Here is a 17177-nt window from a genome sequence, read left to right on the forward strand (position 1 = left end):
ATGCCCGAGCTCCCCGAGGTTGAGACCACCCGGCGCATCCTGGAACCCTGGCTGCTGGGCCAGCCCATCCAGCGCATCATCCACTGCGACCCAGCGCGCTACCGCCGCACCGAGCAGGCCGAGGGCCGCCGGATCGAGGGGGTGGGGCGGCGGGGGAAGTACCTGATTCTGGCCCTGGAGGGGAGCCTCGAGGCCGTGGTGCACCTGGGGATGACCGGGGGGTTCCGCTTCGCCCCCACCGCGCACACCCGCCTCACCCTGCACCTGCCCGACCAGGCCCTCTACTACTCCGACCCCCGCCGCTTCGGGCGCTGGTGGGTGGTAAGGGCCGGGGACTACCGCGAGATCAAGCTGCTACAGCGCATGGGGCCCGAGCCCCTCTCCCCCGGGTTCACCCTGGCGGGCTTCCATCGGGCCCTGGCCCGAAGCCGGCGCAGCATCAAGGAGGTGCTGCTGGCCCAGGAAGCGGTGGCCGGGTTGGGCAACATCTACGCCGACGAGGCGCTGTGGCAAAGCCGTCTTCACCCTAGGCGGCCTGCCAGCAGCCTGAGCCCGGCCGAGGTGAGGCGGCTTTACGCGGCCATCCGGAAAGTGCTCGGCCGAGCGGTGGCGGCAGGGGGCTCCACCCTAAGCGACCAAAGCTACCAACAGCCCGACGGAAGGCCGGGCTACTTCCAGCTCGAGCACCGCGCCTACGGCCGCACTGGCCAGCCCTGTGCTCACCGGGGCTGCCCGGGGCGAATCGCCAAAACAGTGGTGGGGGGCCGGGGCACCCACTACTGCCCCTCCTGCCAGCTACCCTAATCGGCCTCCTTGCGCAAGGGGTTGTACCGCATCCCCCACCCCAACCGCGTCCGGCTTCCGAACAACTCCCACATGGCGTACAGGGCAAAGACAAACCCCCCCAGAATAAACCCCGTCAACACCCACTCCCAAACCCCCCGGGGCTCCACCCCCAGGAAAGCAAACAAAAAAGTCACCGCCACAGGGGTGTATCCCAACCACACGAGGCCTGCGAGCCGCCGATAGCGCATGCGGGCCTGAAGCCATGCCTCCTTCGCCTCCTCTGGGGGGTAAAGGAGGCCGTTGAGCCAGCCAAGACCCTCCACCAAGCCCAGGTAGCCGGAAAGCCCCGGGTGCTCGGTCCAATCCAGGCCCAGGTGCCTGAGCATCCGGTCCCACCCGGGCAGGTCCAGCCACAAAGGCACCCGTTCCCCCGCGAAGTCCAGGTGGAAAAGGGGGCCCGGGTCAAAAGGGGAGCCCCGAGAACGGGCTCGCCTTAGGAGCGCAACCTCGGGGTCCTTCCCGTGGGCAGCGAGGCGGGCTGCCCAGCGCCCCCGGGGTCCCACCACGCCCCGGAAAGTGGACCGTGGGTAAAACCGTCCTCCTACCCGCACCCCCTCAGGCTCCAGAACCACCTCCAGCCCGGCCCGCCGCAAGGGCTCCACTCCCGTGCGCCAAAGGTATAAACCACCCAGGACCGCAAGGGCGATGAAAAACAGCCCCCAGAAGAAATCCCCCTCGTGGACAAATTCGAAGCCAAACCAAAAGAGGAGCCCTAGCCCTACTCCCCCAAGGAGGAGGCGGCCCAGGGCAGAGCGCTTCTGCCAGGTCTGGTACCTTAGCGTCTCCATACCTCACCGCTGCCAGGTCCCGGGAAGCCCGGAAAGGGACTCCTCCAGCTGCCGCCAGCCCCCCTGGCGCAGCATCTCCTCCAGCTGCCCACCGCGCTCTACCGCCCCCACGACCCCGCCAAAGACGGGGTCGCGCCAGAAGGTGCCGGTGTCAAAGGAGGCCTTGTAGGCGCGGAAGACCTCCCCGGTGCTGGGGTCGCGCACGTAGGTCTGGTCGGAGAGGAGGTTGGCCCAGCTCCGGCGCATCCAGGTGTTGAACTCTTGGTCCTGGCGAAGCTTTTCCAGCAGCATCCTGGTGGTGGTCTGGCCCGCCTGCTGCCCCCGCTGGGCCTCGAGGGCCCCCCACTCGGGATGAGCCCTCAGGCCCACGCGGAAGCCGAAGAGGAGGGGCTGGGCCTTGGCCAGGGCCTCGCGGGTCCCCTCCTCCAGAACCACCTCCAGGCCCAAGGAGCAGTAGGCACCGGAGGCAAAGGTGCTCGGCTGGTTGAAAAAGACCAGGTTGCCCGCCACATAGGCCTTCCGCACCAGCCCCCCCGAGGCAGCCTCCAGCTCCAGCCGCACCCGCTGCACCTGGGGGGTAAAGGGGAGGCCCGTCAACGTGGAGGCCTCGTAAGCCTCCTGGAGCTCCTGGAAGCGGCGGGCCACCCGGCTTTGGGGGGTCCTGGCCGGCCCCACCCTCCCCGCCTGCCAGACGCGCCCCGTCTCTTGGCCCCAAAGGCCCAGTAGAAACTCCACTACCTCCTTCCCTGTGGCAGGGCAGAGGAAGCCCGAAAGCTGGCTGCCCTGGCCGTTCCAGAGGAGGCTGGTCTGGCTTCCCCCACCAAAGGGCCCCTGGACCCCCTGGGCCTGGGTGTAGAGGAGGTCGCGCCGCAGGGAAACCCCCTCTCCCTGGAGGCGAAAGGCCAGGTGGCGCAGATGGGCCGAGGCCGGCACCAGCCCGCCCTGGAAGCGCCAGCCCTGGGGCACCGGGGCATAGAAGGCCTCCATCCCCAAGACGGGGTCCCGCACCGCCTGCACCCCGTAGGCCACCCGGGCCCCAGGGGGTAGGAACTCCAGGGAGCGCAGGACCGCCAGGGCCTCCCTGCGCGCCTGGGCCGGAGCGTCGGCCGGGAGGTAGGCGCTTACCGAAAGCAGGCTCTTGGGGCCAGGCAGGAGCAGGTGGGCGGCCTCGTAGCGCAGGCCCAAGAGGAAGGGGTCCTGGTAGGCGGGAAGGGGGATGGTGGTCAGGCGCCCCGCCAAAGGCCAGGGGTAGCCAAGCCCCTGGCTCAGGAGGAGAAGCCCCCCAGGAAAGGCCTTGAAGTGGTGGCGGGCCTGGCCGGCGGAAAGCCGCCTGGCCTCCTCCAGGAAGGGGGTCACCGCCTCCCGGGGGGCCTTTAGGGGCAGGCCCCGCACCAGGAGGAAGGCCTCGAGGTCCCCCGCCAGCACCCCGTAGGACTCCACCCGCGCCAGATACCCCTGGGGCAGGGTGAGGGCAAAGCCGTGCAGCGCATCCACATAGCGCTCTGCTTGCCCCCAAACCGTGCCCGCCAGCAGCAAAAACCCTAGCCAGCCAAACCAGCGCATACCTGCCCTCCTCGAGGGCAATGTATCCGGGAGGGGGTTACAAAAGCCTTAACTGCTTGGGGCTGTCCTCCTTACAGGTCGCAAAAGGGCCCCAGCGCCTCCCGCATCATCTGCGCCACCGCGTGGGCGTCGTAGAGGTCGGAGTAGCCCATGAGGGAAACCCGGAAAACCTTGCCCTTGAGCTGCCCCTGCCCCCCGATGATGGTGGCCCCCCGCGCAGCAAAGGCCGCCTTGACCTGGGCGTATGTCGCTCCTTCAGGGAGGTAAAAACAGGTGGTGGCCGGGCTTCTCACCTCGGGCACGGGCTGCAGGCCCAGGGCCTCGCCGGCAGCGTAGAGGATTTCGTTTTGCTGCCTTTTGAGGGCCAGGTGCTCCGGCAAGCGGGGCAACAGCTCCTCCAGCACCGCCGCCGTGGCCGCCACCAGGTTGATGGCGGGGGTCCAGGCCGACTCGCCGTCTTTCTGTACTTTAAGCTCGGAGGCCAGGTTCAGGTAGAAGTCGCGGGGCCTGAGGCGCTCAATAGCCCTAGGCGACAGGGCCACATAGGCCAGGCCCGGAGGGCACATCAGGCCCTTTTGCGAGCCCGCCACCGCCGCGTCGAGCCCCCAGGCCTCGAGGGCAAACTCGCTCACGAACAGGCTGGTGATGGCGTCCACCACCACCAGGGCCTCGGGGTATCGGGCCTTGAAGGCCTGGGCCAGGGTGCGCACATCGTTCAGGGCGCCGGTGGAGGACTCAGAGTGGGTGAGCAGTAGACCCTCAAAGGGCCCCGCGGGGCCCTCCAGGTGCTCTGGCCGCACCACCCGCCCCCAGGCCAGCTCCACCCGTTCCACGCAGAGACCGGCCTCCAGGGCGATGCGGGCCCAGCGCTCGGAAAAGTTGCCGTGCACCGGTACCAGCACCCGGCTGCCCGGGGCAAAGAGGTTCCGCACCAGCGCGTCCATGCCCAAGGTGCCCGAGCCCGTAAGCATAAGGACCTGGCCCTGGGTCTGGAAGGCCTGCTCCAGCCCGGCTTTGGCCTGGAGAAAGACCTGTTTGGCGGCATCCGAGCGGTGGTGAAGCTGGGGCCTGGAAAGCGCCTCCAGAGCCTTGGGGTGAAGCTCTACCGGGCCAGGGGTGAGCAGGCGGGGGCGGTGCATGAGGTCCATTTTAGGGGCTCACAAGGCCGCCAAATCTACCCGCTCGAGCACGTCTAGCCCCCTCAGGGCTTCCATCACCGCCTCGCTTGGGCGCTCGTCGATGGCCAGCACGAAGAGGGCGTGGCCGCCGGGGTGGTCGCGGCCTAGCTGCATCCCCGCGATGTTGATGTTGTTCTGGCCAAGCAGCGTGCCCACCTTACCCACCACCCCGGGCCGGTCGCGGTTGACGCAGACCAGCATGTGCCCGCTGGGCACGGCCTCCACCGTGTGGTCGTCAATGCCCACGATGCGGGGCTTGCCCCCCAGCACCGCCCCCCGGGCCCGCCGGGTCTCCCGGTCGGTCTCGAGGCGCACCTCCAGCACCTGCCGGTAGTCGAGCGACTCCCCCACCTGGCGGGTCACCAGGGCAATCCCCCGGTCGCGCAGGAGGGGCCGGGCCGAGACCAGGTTGGCCGCCCCTACGCCCAGCACCTGCTCCAAAAGCCCCTTGGCCACCGCCGAAGCGATAGGCTCGGGGTTCTTCTCAAATTCGCCGTAGAAGGAGACCTCCACCGCCTGCGGGCGGCCCTGGGTAATCTGGGCCAGCAGCTTGCCCAGCGCCTCGCCCAAAGGCAGCCAGGCCGAAAAGAGCTGGAGCCCCTCGGGATCAAAGCCGGTGTTGAGGGCGTGCGCCAGGTTGCCCTGCAAGGTCTCAATCACCCGCTCCAGCACCGCCTCGCCCACCCGGTGCTGGGCCTCTAGGGTGTTGGCCCCCAGATGGGCGGTGTGAACCACCTTGGGGTGGTGCACCAGCGGGTGCTCGGCGTTGGGCGGCTCCTCCACGAAGACGTCCAGCCCAGCCCCCCACAGGTGCCCCTCATCCAAGACCTCTACCAGGGCTTTCTCGTCCACAATCCCGCCCCGCGCCGCGTTCACCACCACCGCCCCCTTGGGCAAGAGGTACAGCTCGCGGCGGCCGATCATGCCCCGGGTCTCCTCGGTGAGGGGGGTGTGAACGGTGAGGAAGTGGCACTGGCGCAGCATGTCGGCCAGGTCGTCGTATAGCTCCACCCCCAGGCTCTGGGCCCGGCTGCGGGGGATGTAGGGGTCGTAGGCCAGCACCCGCATGTCGAAGCCCTTGGCGAACTTGGCCACCTGGCTGCCAATGCGCCCCAGGCCTACGATGCCCAGGGTCTTGCGGTCGAGCTCCAGGCCCAGGTACTTGCGGTCCCACTGGCCCTGGCGGATCTTCCGGTCGGAGTCCACCACCCCCCGGGCCACCGCCAAAAGCAGGGCCCAGGCCAGCTCCGCCGCCGAGCGGGTGTTGGCCTCGGGCACGTTCACCACCAGGATGCCGCGGCGGCTGGCGGCCTCCAGGTCCACGTTGTCCACCCCCACCCCGCCCCGGCCCACCACCTTGAGCCGGGTGCCGGCCTCCAGAAGCTTGGCGTCCACCTGGGTCCGGCTGCGGGTGATGAGGGCGTCGTACTGCCCGATGACCCTTAGAATCTCCTCCCGGGGCATGCCGGGGCAGTAGTCAAGCCGCACCCCAGGGTGCCTCACCTCGCCCAAGCGCATCTCGTCGGTGACCAGAATCTTCCACATACCAAGCCCGGGGTATTCCCGGCCCTCGTCCAAGCTATCACCCTGCCCCTTGGGACACAAGCCGGCCCTGGCCCCCCCTGTGCTAGACTTACGGCACGGATGCAAATGCAGGGCCTAAGGAGAACACCATGAGAGTAGCCCTCGTAACCGACTCGACCTCTGACCTACAGCAGCGCGCCAGCGAACTGGGCGTAGAGGTGGTACCGCTCTACGTCAACTTCAAGGGCAAGATCCACAAGGACTGGGTGGAGATCACCCCCACCGAGATCTTCGAAGGGGTGAAGGCCGGGGCTGAGATGCCCAGCACCAGCCAGCCCTCCCCGGCCGATTTCAAGGCTGTGTATGAGCGGGCTTTGCAAAAGGCCGACCACGTGCTCTCCATTCACATCTCCTCCAAGCTCTCCGGCACGGTGCAGTCGGCCCAGCTCGCCAGCCAGGACTTCCCCGGCAAAATCACCATCTTCGACACCCAGGCCGCCAGCATGGGCATCGGGATGATGGTGGAGCGGGCCAGGGAGATGCTGGACCAGGGGGCCGACCTGGGAGAGGTGCTGGTGGAGCTCGAGCGCATCCGCACCGACCACATCGTGCGCTTCACCCTGGCCACCCTGGAGTACCTCAAGAAAAACGGGCGCATCGGCGGGGCCCAGGCCCTTCTGGGCAGCCTCCTGGGCATCAAGCCCATCCTGACCCTGAGGGATGGACGGGTGGAGGCGGCGGGCCGGGCCCGGGGCGAGAAAAAAGCCCTGGCCGAGATGGTGGAGGCCCTGAAAACCTGGGGCCAAGGCCGACAGCGCATCCGCATCTACTACCTCTACAACGGCTCGGAAGAGGACCTCCTCGCCTTCAAGGCCGCCGTGCAGGCCACCGGGCTGCCCCTGGAGGAGCGGGCCACCCACCGCATCGGAGGGGTTATCTCCACCCACACCGGGCCCGGGGTGGTGGGGTTCTACGCCTATAGCCTCTGAGGTGGGGTATGTCCTCCATCGCCTTCGTGGCCGACTCCACCCTGGGCCTTTCCCCCCAGGAGGCCCTGCAGCAAGGGGTCCACCTCGTCCCCCAGCAGGTCATCGTTGAGGGGAAAAGCTTCCGCGACTACCTGGAGATCACCCCTGAGCAGGTGGTCGAGGCCCAGCTCGCTGGGAAAAGGGTGAGCACCAGCCAGGTTTCCGCCACCGACCTCGAGGCCCTCTACCATGCGCTTCTCCAGCGGTTTGAGCGCGTCCTATCGGTCCACGTCTCGAGCAGGCTCTCCGGCACCTACGCCGTTGCCTGCATGGTGGCCGAGCGCTTTGGGCCCCGCGTCAAGGTCGTCGACAGCCTGAGCCTGAATGGGGGGCTTTCCTTCGTGCTGGAAGAGGCCCGGCGCAGGCTTGGGGCAGGCACGCCCTGGGAGCGGCTGGAGGAAGCCCTGAGGTCCTTTTTGGCCCAGGTGCGCGGCTATGTGCTGCCCGCTACCCTGGCCTATCTCCACCGCGGCGGACGCATCAGCGGCCTGGCCCATTTCGTGGGCTTCTTGCTCAAGGTTTTGCCGGTGCTCGAGGTACACCAGGGGTGGGTGCGGCCCATCGAACGGGCCCGGGGCTGGCCTAAAGGCCTGCAACGGCTCGCCTGGGCCTTTCACCGGGCTTATCCCCAGGGGGCCCGGGTCATCCTGGCCCACGCCCACCACCCCCAGGGCGCGGAAGCCCTTCGACGGCTGGTAAGCCAGGAGGGTGTGGTCATCGAGGGGGTGCGCCAGGCCGGCCCTGCGGTGGCCGCCCACACCGGCCCGGGCACCGTGGCCCTGTTCGCTGCCCCCAAGCACGGCTGACAACCCCGGGGCCGGCCTGCTATTGTCTGGGCGTGCGCGCGGTGGTGCAGCGGGTATCCGAAGCCAGGGTGGTGGTGGAGGGCCAGACGGTGGGGCAGATTGGGGCCGGCCTGCTCATTCTGCTGGGGGTGGGCCGGGGCGACACCCAGGAGGACGCCCTCTACCTGGCCCGCAAAATCGCGGCCCTGCGGGTCTTTCCCGACGAGGCCGGCCGGATGAACCGGGCTTTGGGGGAGGTGGGGGGCGAGGCGCTGGTGGTCTCGCAGTTTACCCTCTACGGCGATACCCGTCGGGGCAACCGGCCCAGTTTTACTGAGGCGGCCCCACCGGATGAGGGCCGGCGGCTTTACGAGCGCTTCTGTGAGCTGTTGGCCCAGCAGGGGCTTCACGTGGAGACCGGGGTCTTCCAGGCCCACATGGCGGTGCACCTGGTCAACGACGGGCCGGTGACGCTATGGCTTGACTCGAGCGAGCGGCACAGCCCCCGCCGGCTGCACCGCTGATACCATAGAGCCATGCGGCAGAATCTATCGGTGGAAGAGGCCCTGGAGGCCATTTTGGAAGGGGCCAGGCCCATCGCCGAGCTCGAGCCCCTCCCCCTGGCCCAGGCCTACGGGCGCACCCTGGGGGCCGAGCTTTCAGCCCGGGTCAGCCACCCCGCTGCCGACGATACCGCGGTGGACGGCTACGCCTGCCGCGAGGCCGATACCCGTGGGGCCAGCCCGGAAAATCCGGTGCGGCTGCGGGTGGTGGGGCTGGCTCCCGCCGGCCAGCCCTTTTCGCAGGAGGTGGGGCCGGGCCAGGCAGTGCAGGTTTTCACCGGTGCTCCCATTCCCCTGGGGGCCGACGCGGTGGTGCGGGTGGAGGACACCCGGCGCGAGGGAGAGTTCGTCTGGCTGTTGCGGCCCGCTTCCCCCGCCGACATCCGCCGCCGGGGCGAGGATTTGGTGGAGGGACAGACCTACCTGCACAAAGGCGACCTGCTCACCCCAGCGCGGGTGGGGCTGGCCGCGGCCATGGGGCACCCAGTCCTGCCGGTGGTGCGGCGGCCCCGGGTGGGCCTTCTGACCACCGGCGACGAGGTGGTGGAGCCCGGGGAGCCGCTGCCCTACGGCGGGGTCTACAACGCCAACAGCTACACCGTGGCGGGGCTGGTGGAGGAGGCCGGGGGGGAGCCCGTGTTTTTGGGGAAGGCACCGGATAGCCCCGAGGAGCTGCGAACCCATCTGGCCCAAACACAAGGGCTCGACCTGCTGGTGACCACGGGCGGGGTCTCGATGGGCGAGCGCGATGTGGTGCGGAAGCTTTTGGAAGCAGAAGGGCAGATTCACTTCTGGCGGGTGCGCATCCAGCCCGGCGGCCCCCTGCTTTGGGCCACCTGGAACGGCCTGCCCTTGCTGGGCCTTCCCGGCAACCCGGTCTCGGCCATGGTGAGCTTTCTGCTCTTCGGACGGCCCCTCCTCTTCCGGCTGCTGGGCCGCTCCGACCCCCCCTACCAGCAGCTCAGGGCGGTGGCCGAGACCCGTTTTGAGGCCAACCCCGCCCGCCGGGCCTACCGCCGAGGCATCCTGCGCTGGGCAGGGGGCTACCGCGTGGCCTCCACCGGCAGCCAGTCCAGCGTGGTGCTCCGCTCGATGGCCGTCGGCAACGCCCTGGTGGTGGTGGAGGCCGGAAAGCCGGTGCGGGCCGGGGAGGAGGTGGAGGTCATCCCCCTTCCAGGCGGTAAAACAGCAGGCTGACCGGCAGGAAGGAACCGGGAGCCGGGATGAACTCCAGGCTGAGCCGGTCCTGGGTCTCCCGGTGCAAGAGCAGCGGCTGGTCGGGCTGCAGCAGAACCCCGTTGGCCGGCAAAGGCCACAGAAGGCCGTTTATCCGGATGGCCCCAGCGTAGGGCCCTCCGCGCGGGGAGAAGGCCACCACGCTGCCGCGCGCGTTTTGGACCTCGATGCGGTAGGTCGCGCCGTAGTTGCCCCGCAGGCGCACCGTCTGGCCGGTGAGGGCATCGGTACCGGAAAGAGGTGGGTCCTGCACCCCATCCCCCAGGACCAGGCGGCTGGGGGTGGTGCCGAGGTCTACTTGGAGGTGGCGGAGGGCTGAGGGAAAGGTGCCGCGCACGTGGGTGCCATCGGGCTCGAGGCTGGGCAGCAGGGGAAGCACCTCCATCGCTTGGTCCCAAAGCCCCTCCTCCAGCATCAGCACGCTCAGCGTTGCTGGACCCGTGACCCGCAGGTCGGCCAGCAGGTGCACCCCCTGGCCCGGCGCCAGCGGGGCCGAGCGGTAGAGCACGAGCGTCTGCCCGGGCATCAGCCGCATCTCCTCGCCCGGCTGGGCCTGCCAGAAGTCCAGCAGGCTGCCCTGGCCCAGCACCGCCACCACCCGGGTGGCCGCGGTCTCCCCCAGCCGCTCCACCCCCAGTCCAAGGGGGGCCGCGCCGGCATTGCTCGCCAGCACCACCAGCCGGGCCAGACGCCCGGTGGCGTTCACATGGTGGGCCAGCAGGCGGATAGGACCGCTTACCGTATCAGCGTAGAGGAGGCCCGAGGTGGGCACCTGCTCGGGCGAGTTGGAGAGCAGAAGCGTAAGCGGTTCGTCCTGGCGCACAGCTTCCAGCAAGGGGTAGGCCAGCACCCCGGGGTCGGGGAAGGTGCGGCCTGGCGCATAGAAGCGCAGGGCATAGGCCAACGGGGTGTAAAGCACCTCGGGCACCACCTGGATGCGGCGGGTAAAGGGCTCGCTGCTGAGGCCCGCGCGGTTGGTGGCCACCAGGGTGATGACCCTCTCCCCCGGGGTGAAGTAGGCCTCCTCCAGCCCGGTGAAGTTGAAGGCCAGCGGCTGGCCGTCCGGGTCGTAGGAGTAGTTCACCACCCGCACCGGCTCACCGATGCGATAGACGGTCTTGTCGGTAAGGAAGCGGGCCACCGGCCGGTTGGGTTCCCGAAAAGAAGCTGGGGGGGTGTAGCTCAGGAGGAGAGCGCGCTGGGCCGGGTCGTAGACCAGCGTGGCCCCCAGGGCGGCCTCGAGGCCCCGGGCGGTGATGAAGAACACCCCTTCGATGACCTGGCCCACCTCCCCCAGGGCCAGTTCCCGCCCCTCCAGCCGGGCCGTGTTGCTGCCGGGGTAGAGCTCGAGCCGGCCCAGCCGGACCCCAGCCGCACCGTTCTGGAGGCTCTCCAGCTCCACCCCCAAAGCCCGCGCCGTCTCCCGCAGCGGCAGCAGGGCCCGCCCCCCCACCACCCGAGGAGGGGGCAGCAGGACCAGGGGCGCGCCGTTCAGAAAGGCCGCCCCACTCCCCAGGTCCAGCAAAAGCTGGCGGGTGGCGATGGGCTGGGCAAGAGCCCAGCCGAAACCAAGCAGAAAAGCCAGTCCTAAACGCAAAATTCCCACACCGCCAGCCTAGCAAAGCCTGCGCGGGATGGCGAAGGCTGGGGTAAACTCTGAGGGGATGGCCCTCGACCCTATCGAGCTCGAGCTGCGCCAGGACCCTCTGGCCTTCTTCCTCCACCTCTCCCGCACCAGCCCCGATATCACCACCTTCCGCTTCGCCTCGGGCAAGGAAATCGTCTTCCTCAACCACCCCGACCTGATCCGCGAGGTGCTCATCGAACGGGCAGAGGCCTTCCACAAGTCCGACCTGACCCGGGCCTTCGCGGGGGGCATGGGCAACGGCATCCTGGTCTCAGAGGGCGAGTTCTGGAAGCAGCAGGTGCGCATCATGCGCCCGGCCTTCCACTACAAGCGCCTCCAGGGCTACGCCGAGGTGATGCGGCGCTTCACCTTGGAGATGCTCTCGCACTGGCAAAACGGCGAGATCCGCCACCTGGAAGAGGATATGAACGCCCTCACGCTGCGGGTGGTGGCCAAGTGCATGTTCGACGTGGAGGCGGGAGAGGACCGCGAAATCATGCACCGGGCCATCATGCTGGGGCAGAAGGTGGTGGGGGAGATGGTCTACGGCTGGCTCAACCTGCCCCACTGGCACCCGGGCCTGAACCGCGACGGCATCCGGGTGGTGCGGGCCCTAAACGACATGGTCAGCCGCCATATCGCCTGCCGGCGGGCCCGCGGCGAGCTGGGGGACGACCTCCTCTCTATGCTTTTGGAAGCGCAGAAAGACCCTCAGGTGGCCCTCTCCGACCGGCAGCTTCGCGACGAGGTCCTCACCGTAATCACCGCCGGCCTCGAGACCACCGCCAACGCCCTGGTCTGGACCTGGTACCTGCTCGACCGGCACCCCGAGGTGCGGGCCAGGCTCGAGGCCGAGGTGGACGCCCTAGGCGGCCCTCCCGGCTTCGAGGAGGTGCAGCGCCTGCCCTACTTGGACCAGGTCTTCAAGGAGAGCCTGCGGCTTTATCCCCCGGTCTGGATCATCGGGCGGGAAAACGTGGAGGCGCTGGAGCTTGGGGGGATGCAGCTTCCACCCAGGACCCAGATCGTGATGAGCCAGTGGGCCACCCACCGCGACCCCCGCTTCTTCGAACAGCCCGAGGCCTTCATCCCCGAGCGCTGGACCCCCGAGTTCGAAAAAAGCCTGCCCAAAGGGGCCTACTTCCCCTTCAGCCTGGGCCCCAGGGTCTGCACCGGCCAGGGCTTCGCCACCGTCGAGTACAAGATTATCGTGGCCACGGTGCTGCAGCGCTTCCGGCTCGAGCTGGCCCGCCCGGCCCCAGTTCGCCCCGAGCCCAACTTCACCCTCTGCCCCCATGGAGGGCTGCCCATGCGGGTGCGGGCCCGCTAAAGGTAGCCGGTCCGCCTCAGCTCCTCCTCCACCGCCGCCAGCACCCGCTGGTAGGCCTCCTCCAGCCCCACCCCCCGCAGGGTGGCCCCCGCCGCCGGCACGTGCCCACCGCCGCCCAGACTCACCGCCACCGCCTGGGCCGAGACCCCACCCCGGCTGCGGATGCTGAGCTTGATGCCCTCCTCCCGCTCGCGCAGAAAGACCGCAATCTGGCTGCCCTCGGCATAGCGGATGAGGCCCACGAAGTCGTCGGAGTCCTCCACCTGAACCCCAGGCGGCAGGTGGGCGGTGACCAGGAGGCCCCCAAAGTGGAAGGCCACCGTGGAGAGCACCGCCCCCAGCGCCCGGAAGTAGCTGGCCGGGCGCCACTGCAACCGGTCGGTGAGTTCGGCCAGCGGGACCCCATAGCCCACCAGCTCCGCCGCGGTGTGGAGCACCTCGGGGGTGGTGTTGGCGAAGCGGAAGTTGCCGGTGTCGGTGATAATCCCGGTGAGCACCGGGGTGGCGATCTCCGGAGTCCAGACCACCCCCAGGGCGTCGACTAGGTCCTTGACCATCTGCGCGGTGGCGGCCTTGGAGGGGTCCACCACCGCAAGGCAACCAAAGCGGGGGTTGGTGCCGTGGTGGTCGATGTTGACCACGAAGCCCTCCACCGGAGCCCCGGCCACCCGCCCCGGCTCGGCCGCGTCCAGCACCACCAACAGGGCGCCCTCGGGCAGGCGCTCGAGGGGGCCTGTGTACTCCTCCTCGCGGACCAAAAAGCGCAGATAGCGCGGCGGCTCGGCAATCCAAAAGGCTTCTTTGCCCAAGGCCCTGAGCGCCCGGTAAAGCCCCAGGGACGAACCAATGGCATCACCATCGGGGTCTACATGGGAAACCACGAAAATAGGCCCCTTGTGCGCCCGCAAAGCATCGGCCACAGCGCGAATTTTCTCTCTGTATTGAAGCTCGGGGCCATTACACACAGCATCCATACCCCCCTCACTATAAGGGCAGAAGCCTAGCGCAATCTGATAGCAGGGTGTGAAACCCGGCTTATAATCCCGCTTGTGGACTGGCGGATTCCTCCTACCCGTTCCCTGAAGGGCCGGCTGCGGGTGCCGGGCGACAAATCGGTCACCCACCGCGGCCTGATGCTGGCCGCCCTGGCCGAGGGGGAGAGCACCCTCTACTACCCCCTCAAGGCCGGGGACACCCTCTCCACCGCCCAGGCCCTACGCCAGCTCGGGGCTGAAATCAACGATGCAGGCGAGCACTTCCGCATCCGGGGAGTGGGCCTGCGCCTGAAAGAACCCCCTGATGTGCTGGACTGCGGCAATGCCGGCACCCTGATGCGCCTTCTGGCCGGTCTTCTGGCAGGCCAGGAGGTCTTCGCAGTGCTGAGCGGCGATGCCTCCCTGAGGCGGCGGCCCATGGGCCGGGTGACCCTGCCCCTGAGGCAGATGGGGGCCCGGATCGAGGGACGGGAGGGCGGCCGGCTGGCCCCCCTGGCCATCCGGGGCGGGGGGCTGCGGGGCATCCACTACGAGATGCCGGTGGCCAGCGCCCAGGTCAAAAGCGCCGTCCTGCTGGCCGGGCTTTTCGCCGAGGAGGACACCGAGGTGGTGGAGCCGGCCCCCACCCGCGACCACACCGAGCGGGCCTTCCGCCACTACGGGCTGCCCCTCGAGGTGGAGGGCAACCTCATCCGCACCCGCCGGGCCGACCCATTCCAGGCCCGGGACCTGGTGGTCCCCGGCGACTTCAGCAGCGCGGCCTTCTTCGTCGTAGCGGCCCTCATCACCCCCGAGTCGGACCTCACGCTGGAGGGCGTGGGCCTCAACCCCACCCGCACGGGTCTGCTCACGGTGCTAAAGGAGATGGGGGCCGATATCGCCTGGGCCATCACCGAGGGCGAGGAGGGGGAGCCGGTGGGGTGGATCCGGGCGCGCTCCTCCAGGCTGAGGGGTCTCTCTGTGGACCCCAAGCTCATCCCGCTCATGATCGATGAAATCCCTGCCCTGGCCGCGGCCGCCGCCTGGGCCGAGGGCGAGACCTACATCCCCAACCTGGCCGAGCTCCGGGTCAAGGAGTCCGACCGGCTCTCGGCCATCGCCAAGAATCTAGAGAACCTGGGGGTGCCGGTGGAGGCCGGGGAGGACTGGTTGCGGATTCGGGGCGGGCGGGTCCAGGGCGGGGTGGTGGAGCCCTTCCACGACCACCGCATCGCCATGGCCTTTGCGGTCTGCGGCCTGCCCACGGGGGTGGTAGTGCGGGAGGCCGAGTGGGCCCGCATCTCCTTTCCCAGTTTCTTCGAGGACCTAGAGGGCCTTCGCGGCTAGGGTCATGTGCGGGATCATCACCATCGACGGCCCCTCGGCCTCCGGCAAGACCAGCGTAGCCCAGCGGGTGGCCAGGCGGCTCGGCATCCCCTATATCTCAAGCGGCCTGCTCTACCGGGCCATAGCCCTGGCCTGTTTGCGCGAGAACCTGCCGCCTGAGGCCATCGAGGAGCGCCTACCCCACTACCGCCTCGAGCTTTACCCCACCCAGGGCGAGAACCGGGTCTACCTGAACGGCGAGGAGGTGAGTTCGGCCCTGCACAGCCTTGAGGTGGACCGCTGGGTCTCCGCGGTGGCCCGGCACCCTGGGGTGCGGGCCTTTGTGAACCAGGTGCTGCGGCAGATTCCCCCGCCCTTTGTGGTGGACGGGCGCGACATGGGCCGCGCGGTCTTCCCCGAGGCCTGCCACAAGTTCTACCTAACCGCCAGCCCCGAGGTGCGGGCCCGCCGCCGGATGCCCGAGCGCGGGGCGGCTTTCGAGACCGTGCTGGCCGAGATCAACCGCCGCGACGAGGCCGACCGGCAGCAAAGCGCCCCGGCCCCCGACGCCATCGTCCTGGACACCAGTGCACTGGAACTGGAAGAGGTGGTGGAAGCGGTGCTGCAAAGCCTGGCGGCCTCAAAGTAGAGTGTCCAGCGCGATGGCGACAAGCATGCCCAGGCTTACCCCCACATTGGCGTGGAAGAAGGCCTGGTCCACCCGGCTCAGGTCATCAGGCCGTACCAGCCGGTGTTCGTACCAAAGCAGCCCTCCTACCCCCAGCACCCCCAGGTAGTAGGGCCAGCCCGCCCCGCTCAGGAATCCTGTGAGCAGGAAAAAAGCCAGGGTAAGGGCGTGGCAGGCCCGGGCCACCACCAGGGCCTTCGGGATGCCAAAGCGGGCCGGGACGCTGTGAATCCCGTTCTTGCGGTCGAAATCGTAATCCTGGGTGGCATAGAGGATGTCAAAGCCGGCCAACCAGAAGGCCACCCCGGCCCACAGGGCAAAAAGCGCCGGCTCGAAGGCCCCCGTCACCGCAATCCAACCGCCCGCTGCGGCTGCCCCCACGGTCAGGCCCAGCCAGAAGTGGCAGAGCCAGGTAAAGCGCTTGGTGTAGCTGTAGCCCACCAGGAAGAAGAGGGCCACCGGCAGAAGCTGGGCGGTCAGGGGGTTCAGGTTGAAGGCCGCCAGGCTCAAAAGCAAAAGCCCCACCCCCGCCAAAACCAGCACCTCCCCCGGCCTCACCAGGCCCCGCGGCAGATGGCGGCCTGCAGTGCGGGGGTTGGCCGCGTCGATGTGCTGGTCAATTAGGCGGTTGAGGGCCATGGCCCCGGTGCGGGCCCCCACCATGGCCACCGTCACCCAGGCGAAAACCTCCCAGCCCGGCCAGCCCCGCGCCGCAAGCAGCATCCCCCCGTAGGCAAAGGGCAGGGCAAAGAGGGTGTGCTCGAAGCGGATGAGCTCGAGGTAGGTCTTGAGGCGGCTTAGGCTCAGCATAGGCCCAAGTTTAACTGCTCCGGCCCCCAAGCAGCTTTCCCCAGGACGGCTTCTATCCCTCTCCCCGGGCCACCGGCCGACCCGGCTCGGCCACCCAGTCGCTCCAGGAGCCCCGGTACAAGCGGGCCTTGCGACCCAGCAGGTGCAGCGCCAGCAGGTTGGCCGTGGCCGAGACACCCGAGCCGCAGTAGACCACCAGCTCCCCTTCCAGACCGGCGAAGCGCTCGGCCTGGGCCGAAGCAGGCTTAAAGCGGCCCGAAGGCTCCAACCCCTCCAGCCAATACCGATTGACTGCGCCCGGAATGTGGCCCGCCACCGGGTCCAGAGGCTCCACCTCCCCGCGGTAGCGCTCGGGCGCACGGGCATCTATGAGCACGATGCCTGGTGTTCGCTGGGCTACGTAGGCCGCATCCACCACCATGTCGGCCTGGGGGCGGGGTGTGAGCACCGCCGGCGGATAGGCCTCGAGGCCGGCCACCAAGGGCAGCCCGGCCGCCCGCCAGGCAGTAATTCCCCCGTCCAGCACCGCCACCCGCTCGTGCCCCAGCCAGCGCAGAAGCCACCACAGGTGGGGGGCATAAAAGCCCCCTGCAGGGGGCTCGTCGTAAGCCACCACCAGATGTTCGTCCCCCAGGCCCGCCTGGCCCAGTCTGGCTGCCAGAAGCTCGGGCGGAGGCAGGGGGTGCCGCCCTCCCCTCCGGTCGGGGCGGGGCGGCGCACAAAGGTCCTGCTCCAAGTCAAGGAATATGGCCCCCGGGATATGCCCCGCCGCATAGGCCCGCCTCCCTGCTGTGGGGTCTTGCAGGGAGAAGCGGCAGTCCACCAGCCGCAACCCGGGGTCGCCCAGATGGGCCGAGAGCCAGTCCACGCCGACCAGAGGGTCCACCTATGCCCAAGGCTAACACGCCCTA

Annotated in this window: 16 protein-coding genes; 8 read left to right on the plus strand and 8 right to left on the minus strand. The window is 68.8% G+C overall.

Features of this window, described 5'->3' with window-relative positions; translation table 11 throughout:
• On the plus strand, positions 1–804 hold the full coding sequence (locus tag DV704_RS08645) for a DNA-formamidopyrimidine glycosylase (RefSeq protein WP_114799179.1): 804 nt from the start codon (positions 1–3) through the stop codon (positions 802–804).
• Here the strand turns inward: DV704_RS08645 and DV704_RS08650 are convergent.
• The 4 genes from DV704_RS08650 to serA all read right to left on the minus strand — a co-directional run bounded on the left by DV704_RS08650 (position 801) and on the right by serA (position 5920).
• Complete coding sequence (locus DV704_RS08650; RefSeq protein ID WP_114799180.1) at positions 801–1634, minus strand: hypothetical protein; 834 nt, start codon at positions 1632–1634, stop codon at positions 801–803. The two genes, DV704_RS08645 and DV704_RS08650, sit on opposite strands and share 4 nt — an antisense overlap.
• A 3-nt stretch (positions 1635–1637) precedes the next feature.
• A complete protein-coding gene (locus DV704_RS08655; RefSeq protein ID WP_114799181.1) occupies positions 1638–3197 on the minus strand; it encodes a hypothetical protein in 1560 nt (519 codons plus the stop codon).
• 71 nt (positions 3198–3268) lie between these two features.
• Complete coding sequence (locus DV704_RS08660; RefSeq protein ID WP_114799182.1) at positions 3269–4336, minus strand: alanine--glyoxylate aminotransferase family protein; 1068 nt, start codon at positions 4334–4336, stop codon at positions 3269–3271.
• Positions 4337–4354: 18 nt separating this feature from the next.
• Positions 4355–5920, minus strand: coding sequence for a phosphoglycerate dehydrogenase (serA, locus tag DV704_RS08665; RefSeq protein WP_114799183.1), 1566 nt, complete (start codon positions 5918–5920; stop codon positions 4355–4357).
• A 128-nt stretch (positions 5921–6048) separates the two neighbouring features.
• On the opposite strand from serA, the gene DV704_RS08670 reads away from it, so the two are divergent.
• Genes DV704_RS08670 through glp form a run of 4 tightly spaced genes read left to right on the plus strand, consistent with a single transcriptional unit; the run spans position 6049 to position 9472 of the window.
• Complete coding sequence (locus DV704_RS08670) at positions 6049–6888, plus strand: DegV family protein (protein WP_114799184.1); 840 nt, start codon at positions 6049–6051, stop codon at positions 6886–6888.
• Positions 6889–6896: 8 nt separating this feature from the next.
• Positions 6897–7733 carry a DegV family protein gene (locus DV704_RS08675; protein ID WP_114799185.1) on the plus strand — a complete coding sequence of 279 codons (837 nt, stop codon included), beginning with the start codon at positions 6897–6899 and terminating at the stop codon, positions 7731–7733.
• Between the two features lie 32 nt (positions 7734–7765).
• Positions 7766–8236 carry a D-aminoacyl-tRNA deacylase gene (gene dtd / locus DV704_RS08680; protein WP_114799186.1) on the plus strand — a complete coding sequence of 157 codons (471 nt, stop codon included), beginning with the start codon at positions 7766–7768 and terminating at the stop codon, positions 8234–8236.
• Positions 8237–8248: 12 nt separating this feature from the next.
• On the plus strand, positions 8249–9472 hold the full coding sequence (gene glp, locus DV704_RS08685; protein ID WP_114799187.1) for a gephyrin-like molybdotransferase Glp: 1224 nt from the start codon (positions 8249–8251) through the stop codon (positions 9470–9472).
• Here the strand turns inward: glp and DV704_RS08690 are convergent.
• Positions 9438–11117: a stalk domain-containing protein gene (locus tag DV704_RS08690; protein WP_114799188.1), complete on the minus strand. Its 1680-nt coding sequence runs from the start codon at positions 11115–11117 to the stop codon at positions 9438–9440. The two genes, glp and DV704_RS08690, sit on opposite strands and share 35 nt — an antisense overlap.
• 58 nt (positions 11118–11175) lie before the next feature.
• Here DV704_RS08690 and DV704_RS08695 point away from each other — a divergent pair, with 58 nt between their 5' ends.
• Positions 11176–12468 (plus strand): cytochrome P450, encoded by a 1293-nt coding sequence (locus tag DV704_RS08695; protein WP_114799189.1) that lies wholly within the window; start codon positions 11176–11178, stop codon positions 12466–12468.
• On the opposite strand, the gene DV704_RS08700 is transcribed toward DV704_RS08695, so the two are convergent.
• Positions 12465–13442 (minus strand): bifunctional oligoribonuclease/PAP phosphatase NrnA, encoded by a 978-nt coding sequence (locus DV704_RS08700; RefSeq protein WP_114799190.1) that lies wholly within the window; start codon positions 13440–13442, stop codon positions 12465–12467. The two genes, DV704_RS08695 and DV704_RS08700, sit on opposite strands and share 4 nt — an antisense overlap.
• A gap of 75 nt (positions 13443–13517) precedes the next feature.
• Here DV704_RS08700 and aroA point away from each other — a divergent pair, with 75 nt between their 5' ends.
• Both aroA and cmk read left to right on the plus strand, forming a co-directional pair.
• Positions 13518–14789: a 3-phosphoshikimate 1-carboxyvinyltransferase gene (aroA, locus tag DV704_RS08705; RefSeq protein ID WP_114799191.1), complete on the plus strand. Its 1272-nt coding sequence runs from the start codon at positions 13518–13520 to the stop codon at positions 14787–14789.
• Positions 14790–14793: 4 nt separating this feature from the next.
• Positions 14794–15417, plus strand: coding sequence for a (d)CMP kinase (gene cmk / locus DV704_RS08710; protein WP_114799192.1), 624 nt, complete (start codon positions 14794–14796; stop codon positions 15415–15417).
• Here the strand turns inward: cmk and mqnP are convergent.
• Positions 15409–16266 carry a menaquinone biosynthesis prenyltransferase MqnP gene (gene mqnP / locus DV704_RS08715; RefSeq protein WP_114799193.1) on the minus strand — a complete coding sequence of 286 codons (858 nt, stop codon included), beginning with the start codon at positions 16264–16266 and terminating at the stop codon, positions 15409–15411. The two genes, cmk and mqnP, sit on opposite strands and share 9 nt — an antisense overlap.
• Before the next feature lie 52 nt (positions 16267–16318).
• Complete coding sequence (locus tag DV704_RS08720; protein ID WP_114799194.1) at positions 16319–17152, minus strand: sulfurtransferase; 834 nt, start codon at positions 17150–17152, stop codon at positions 16319–16321.
• Positions 17153–17177 lie beyond the last annotated feature (25 nt).

Source organism: Meiothermus sp. QL-1 (assembly GCF_003351145.1).
In the GTDB taxonomy this organism is placed as follows: domain Bacteria; phylum Deinococcota; class Deinococci; order Deinococcales; family Thermaceae; genus Meiothermus.

Bases quoted from the DNA above. Each gene is read 5' to 3' on its own strand.
- DV704_RS08645 (WP_114799179.1), top strand. From the start codon at position 1: ATGCCCGAGCTCCCCGAGGTTGAGACCACCCGGCGCATCCTGGAACCC.
- DV704_RS08650 (WP_114799180.1), bottom strand. From the start codon at position 1,634: ATGGAGACGCTAAGGTACCAGACCTGGCAGAAGCGCTCTGCCCTGGGC.
- DV704_RS08655 (WP_114799181.1), bottom strand. From the start codon at position 3,197: ATGCGCTGGTTTGGCTGGCTAGGGTTTTTGCTGCTGGCGGGCACGGTT.
- DV704_RS08660 (WP_114799182.1), bottom strand. From the start codon at position 4,336: ATGCACCGCCCCCGCCTGCTCACCCCTGGCCCGGTAGAGCTTCACCCC.
- serA (WP_114799183.1), bottom strand. From the start codon at position 5,920: ATGTGGAAGATTCTGGTCACCGACGAGATGCGCTTGGGCGAGGTGAGG.
- DV704_RS08670 (WP_114799184.1), top strand. From the start codon at position 6,049: ATGAGAGTAGCCCTCGTAACCGACTCGACCTCTGACCTACAGCAGCGC.
- DV704_RS08675 (WP_114799185.1), top strand. From the start codon at position 6,897: ATGTCCTCCATCGCCTTCGTGGCCGACTCCACCCTGGGCCTTTCCCCC.
- glp (WP_114799187.1), top strand. From the start codon at position 8,249: ATGCGGCAGAATCTATCGGTGGAAGAGGCCCTGGAGGCCATTTTGGAA.
- DV704_RS08695 (WP_114799189.1), top strand. From the start codon at position 11,176: ATGGCCCTCGACCCTATCGAGCTCGAGCTGCGCCAGGACCCTCTGGCC.
- DV704_RS08700 (WP_114799190.1), bottom strand. From the start codon at position 13,442: ATGGATGCTGTGTGTAATGGCCCCGAGCTTCAATACAGAGAGAAAATT.
- cmk (WP_114799192.1), top strand. From the start codon at position 14,794: ATGTGCGGGATCATCACCATCGACGGCCCCTCGGCCTCCGGCAAGACC.
- mqnP (WP_114799193.1), bottom strand. From the start codon at position 16,266: ATGCTGAGCCTAAGCCGCCTCAAGACCTACCTCGAGCTCATCCGCTTC.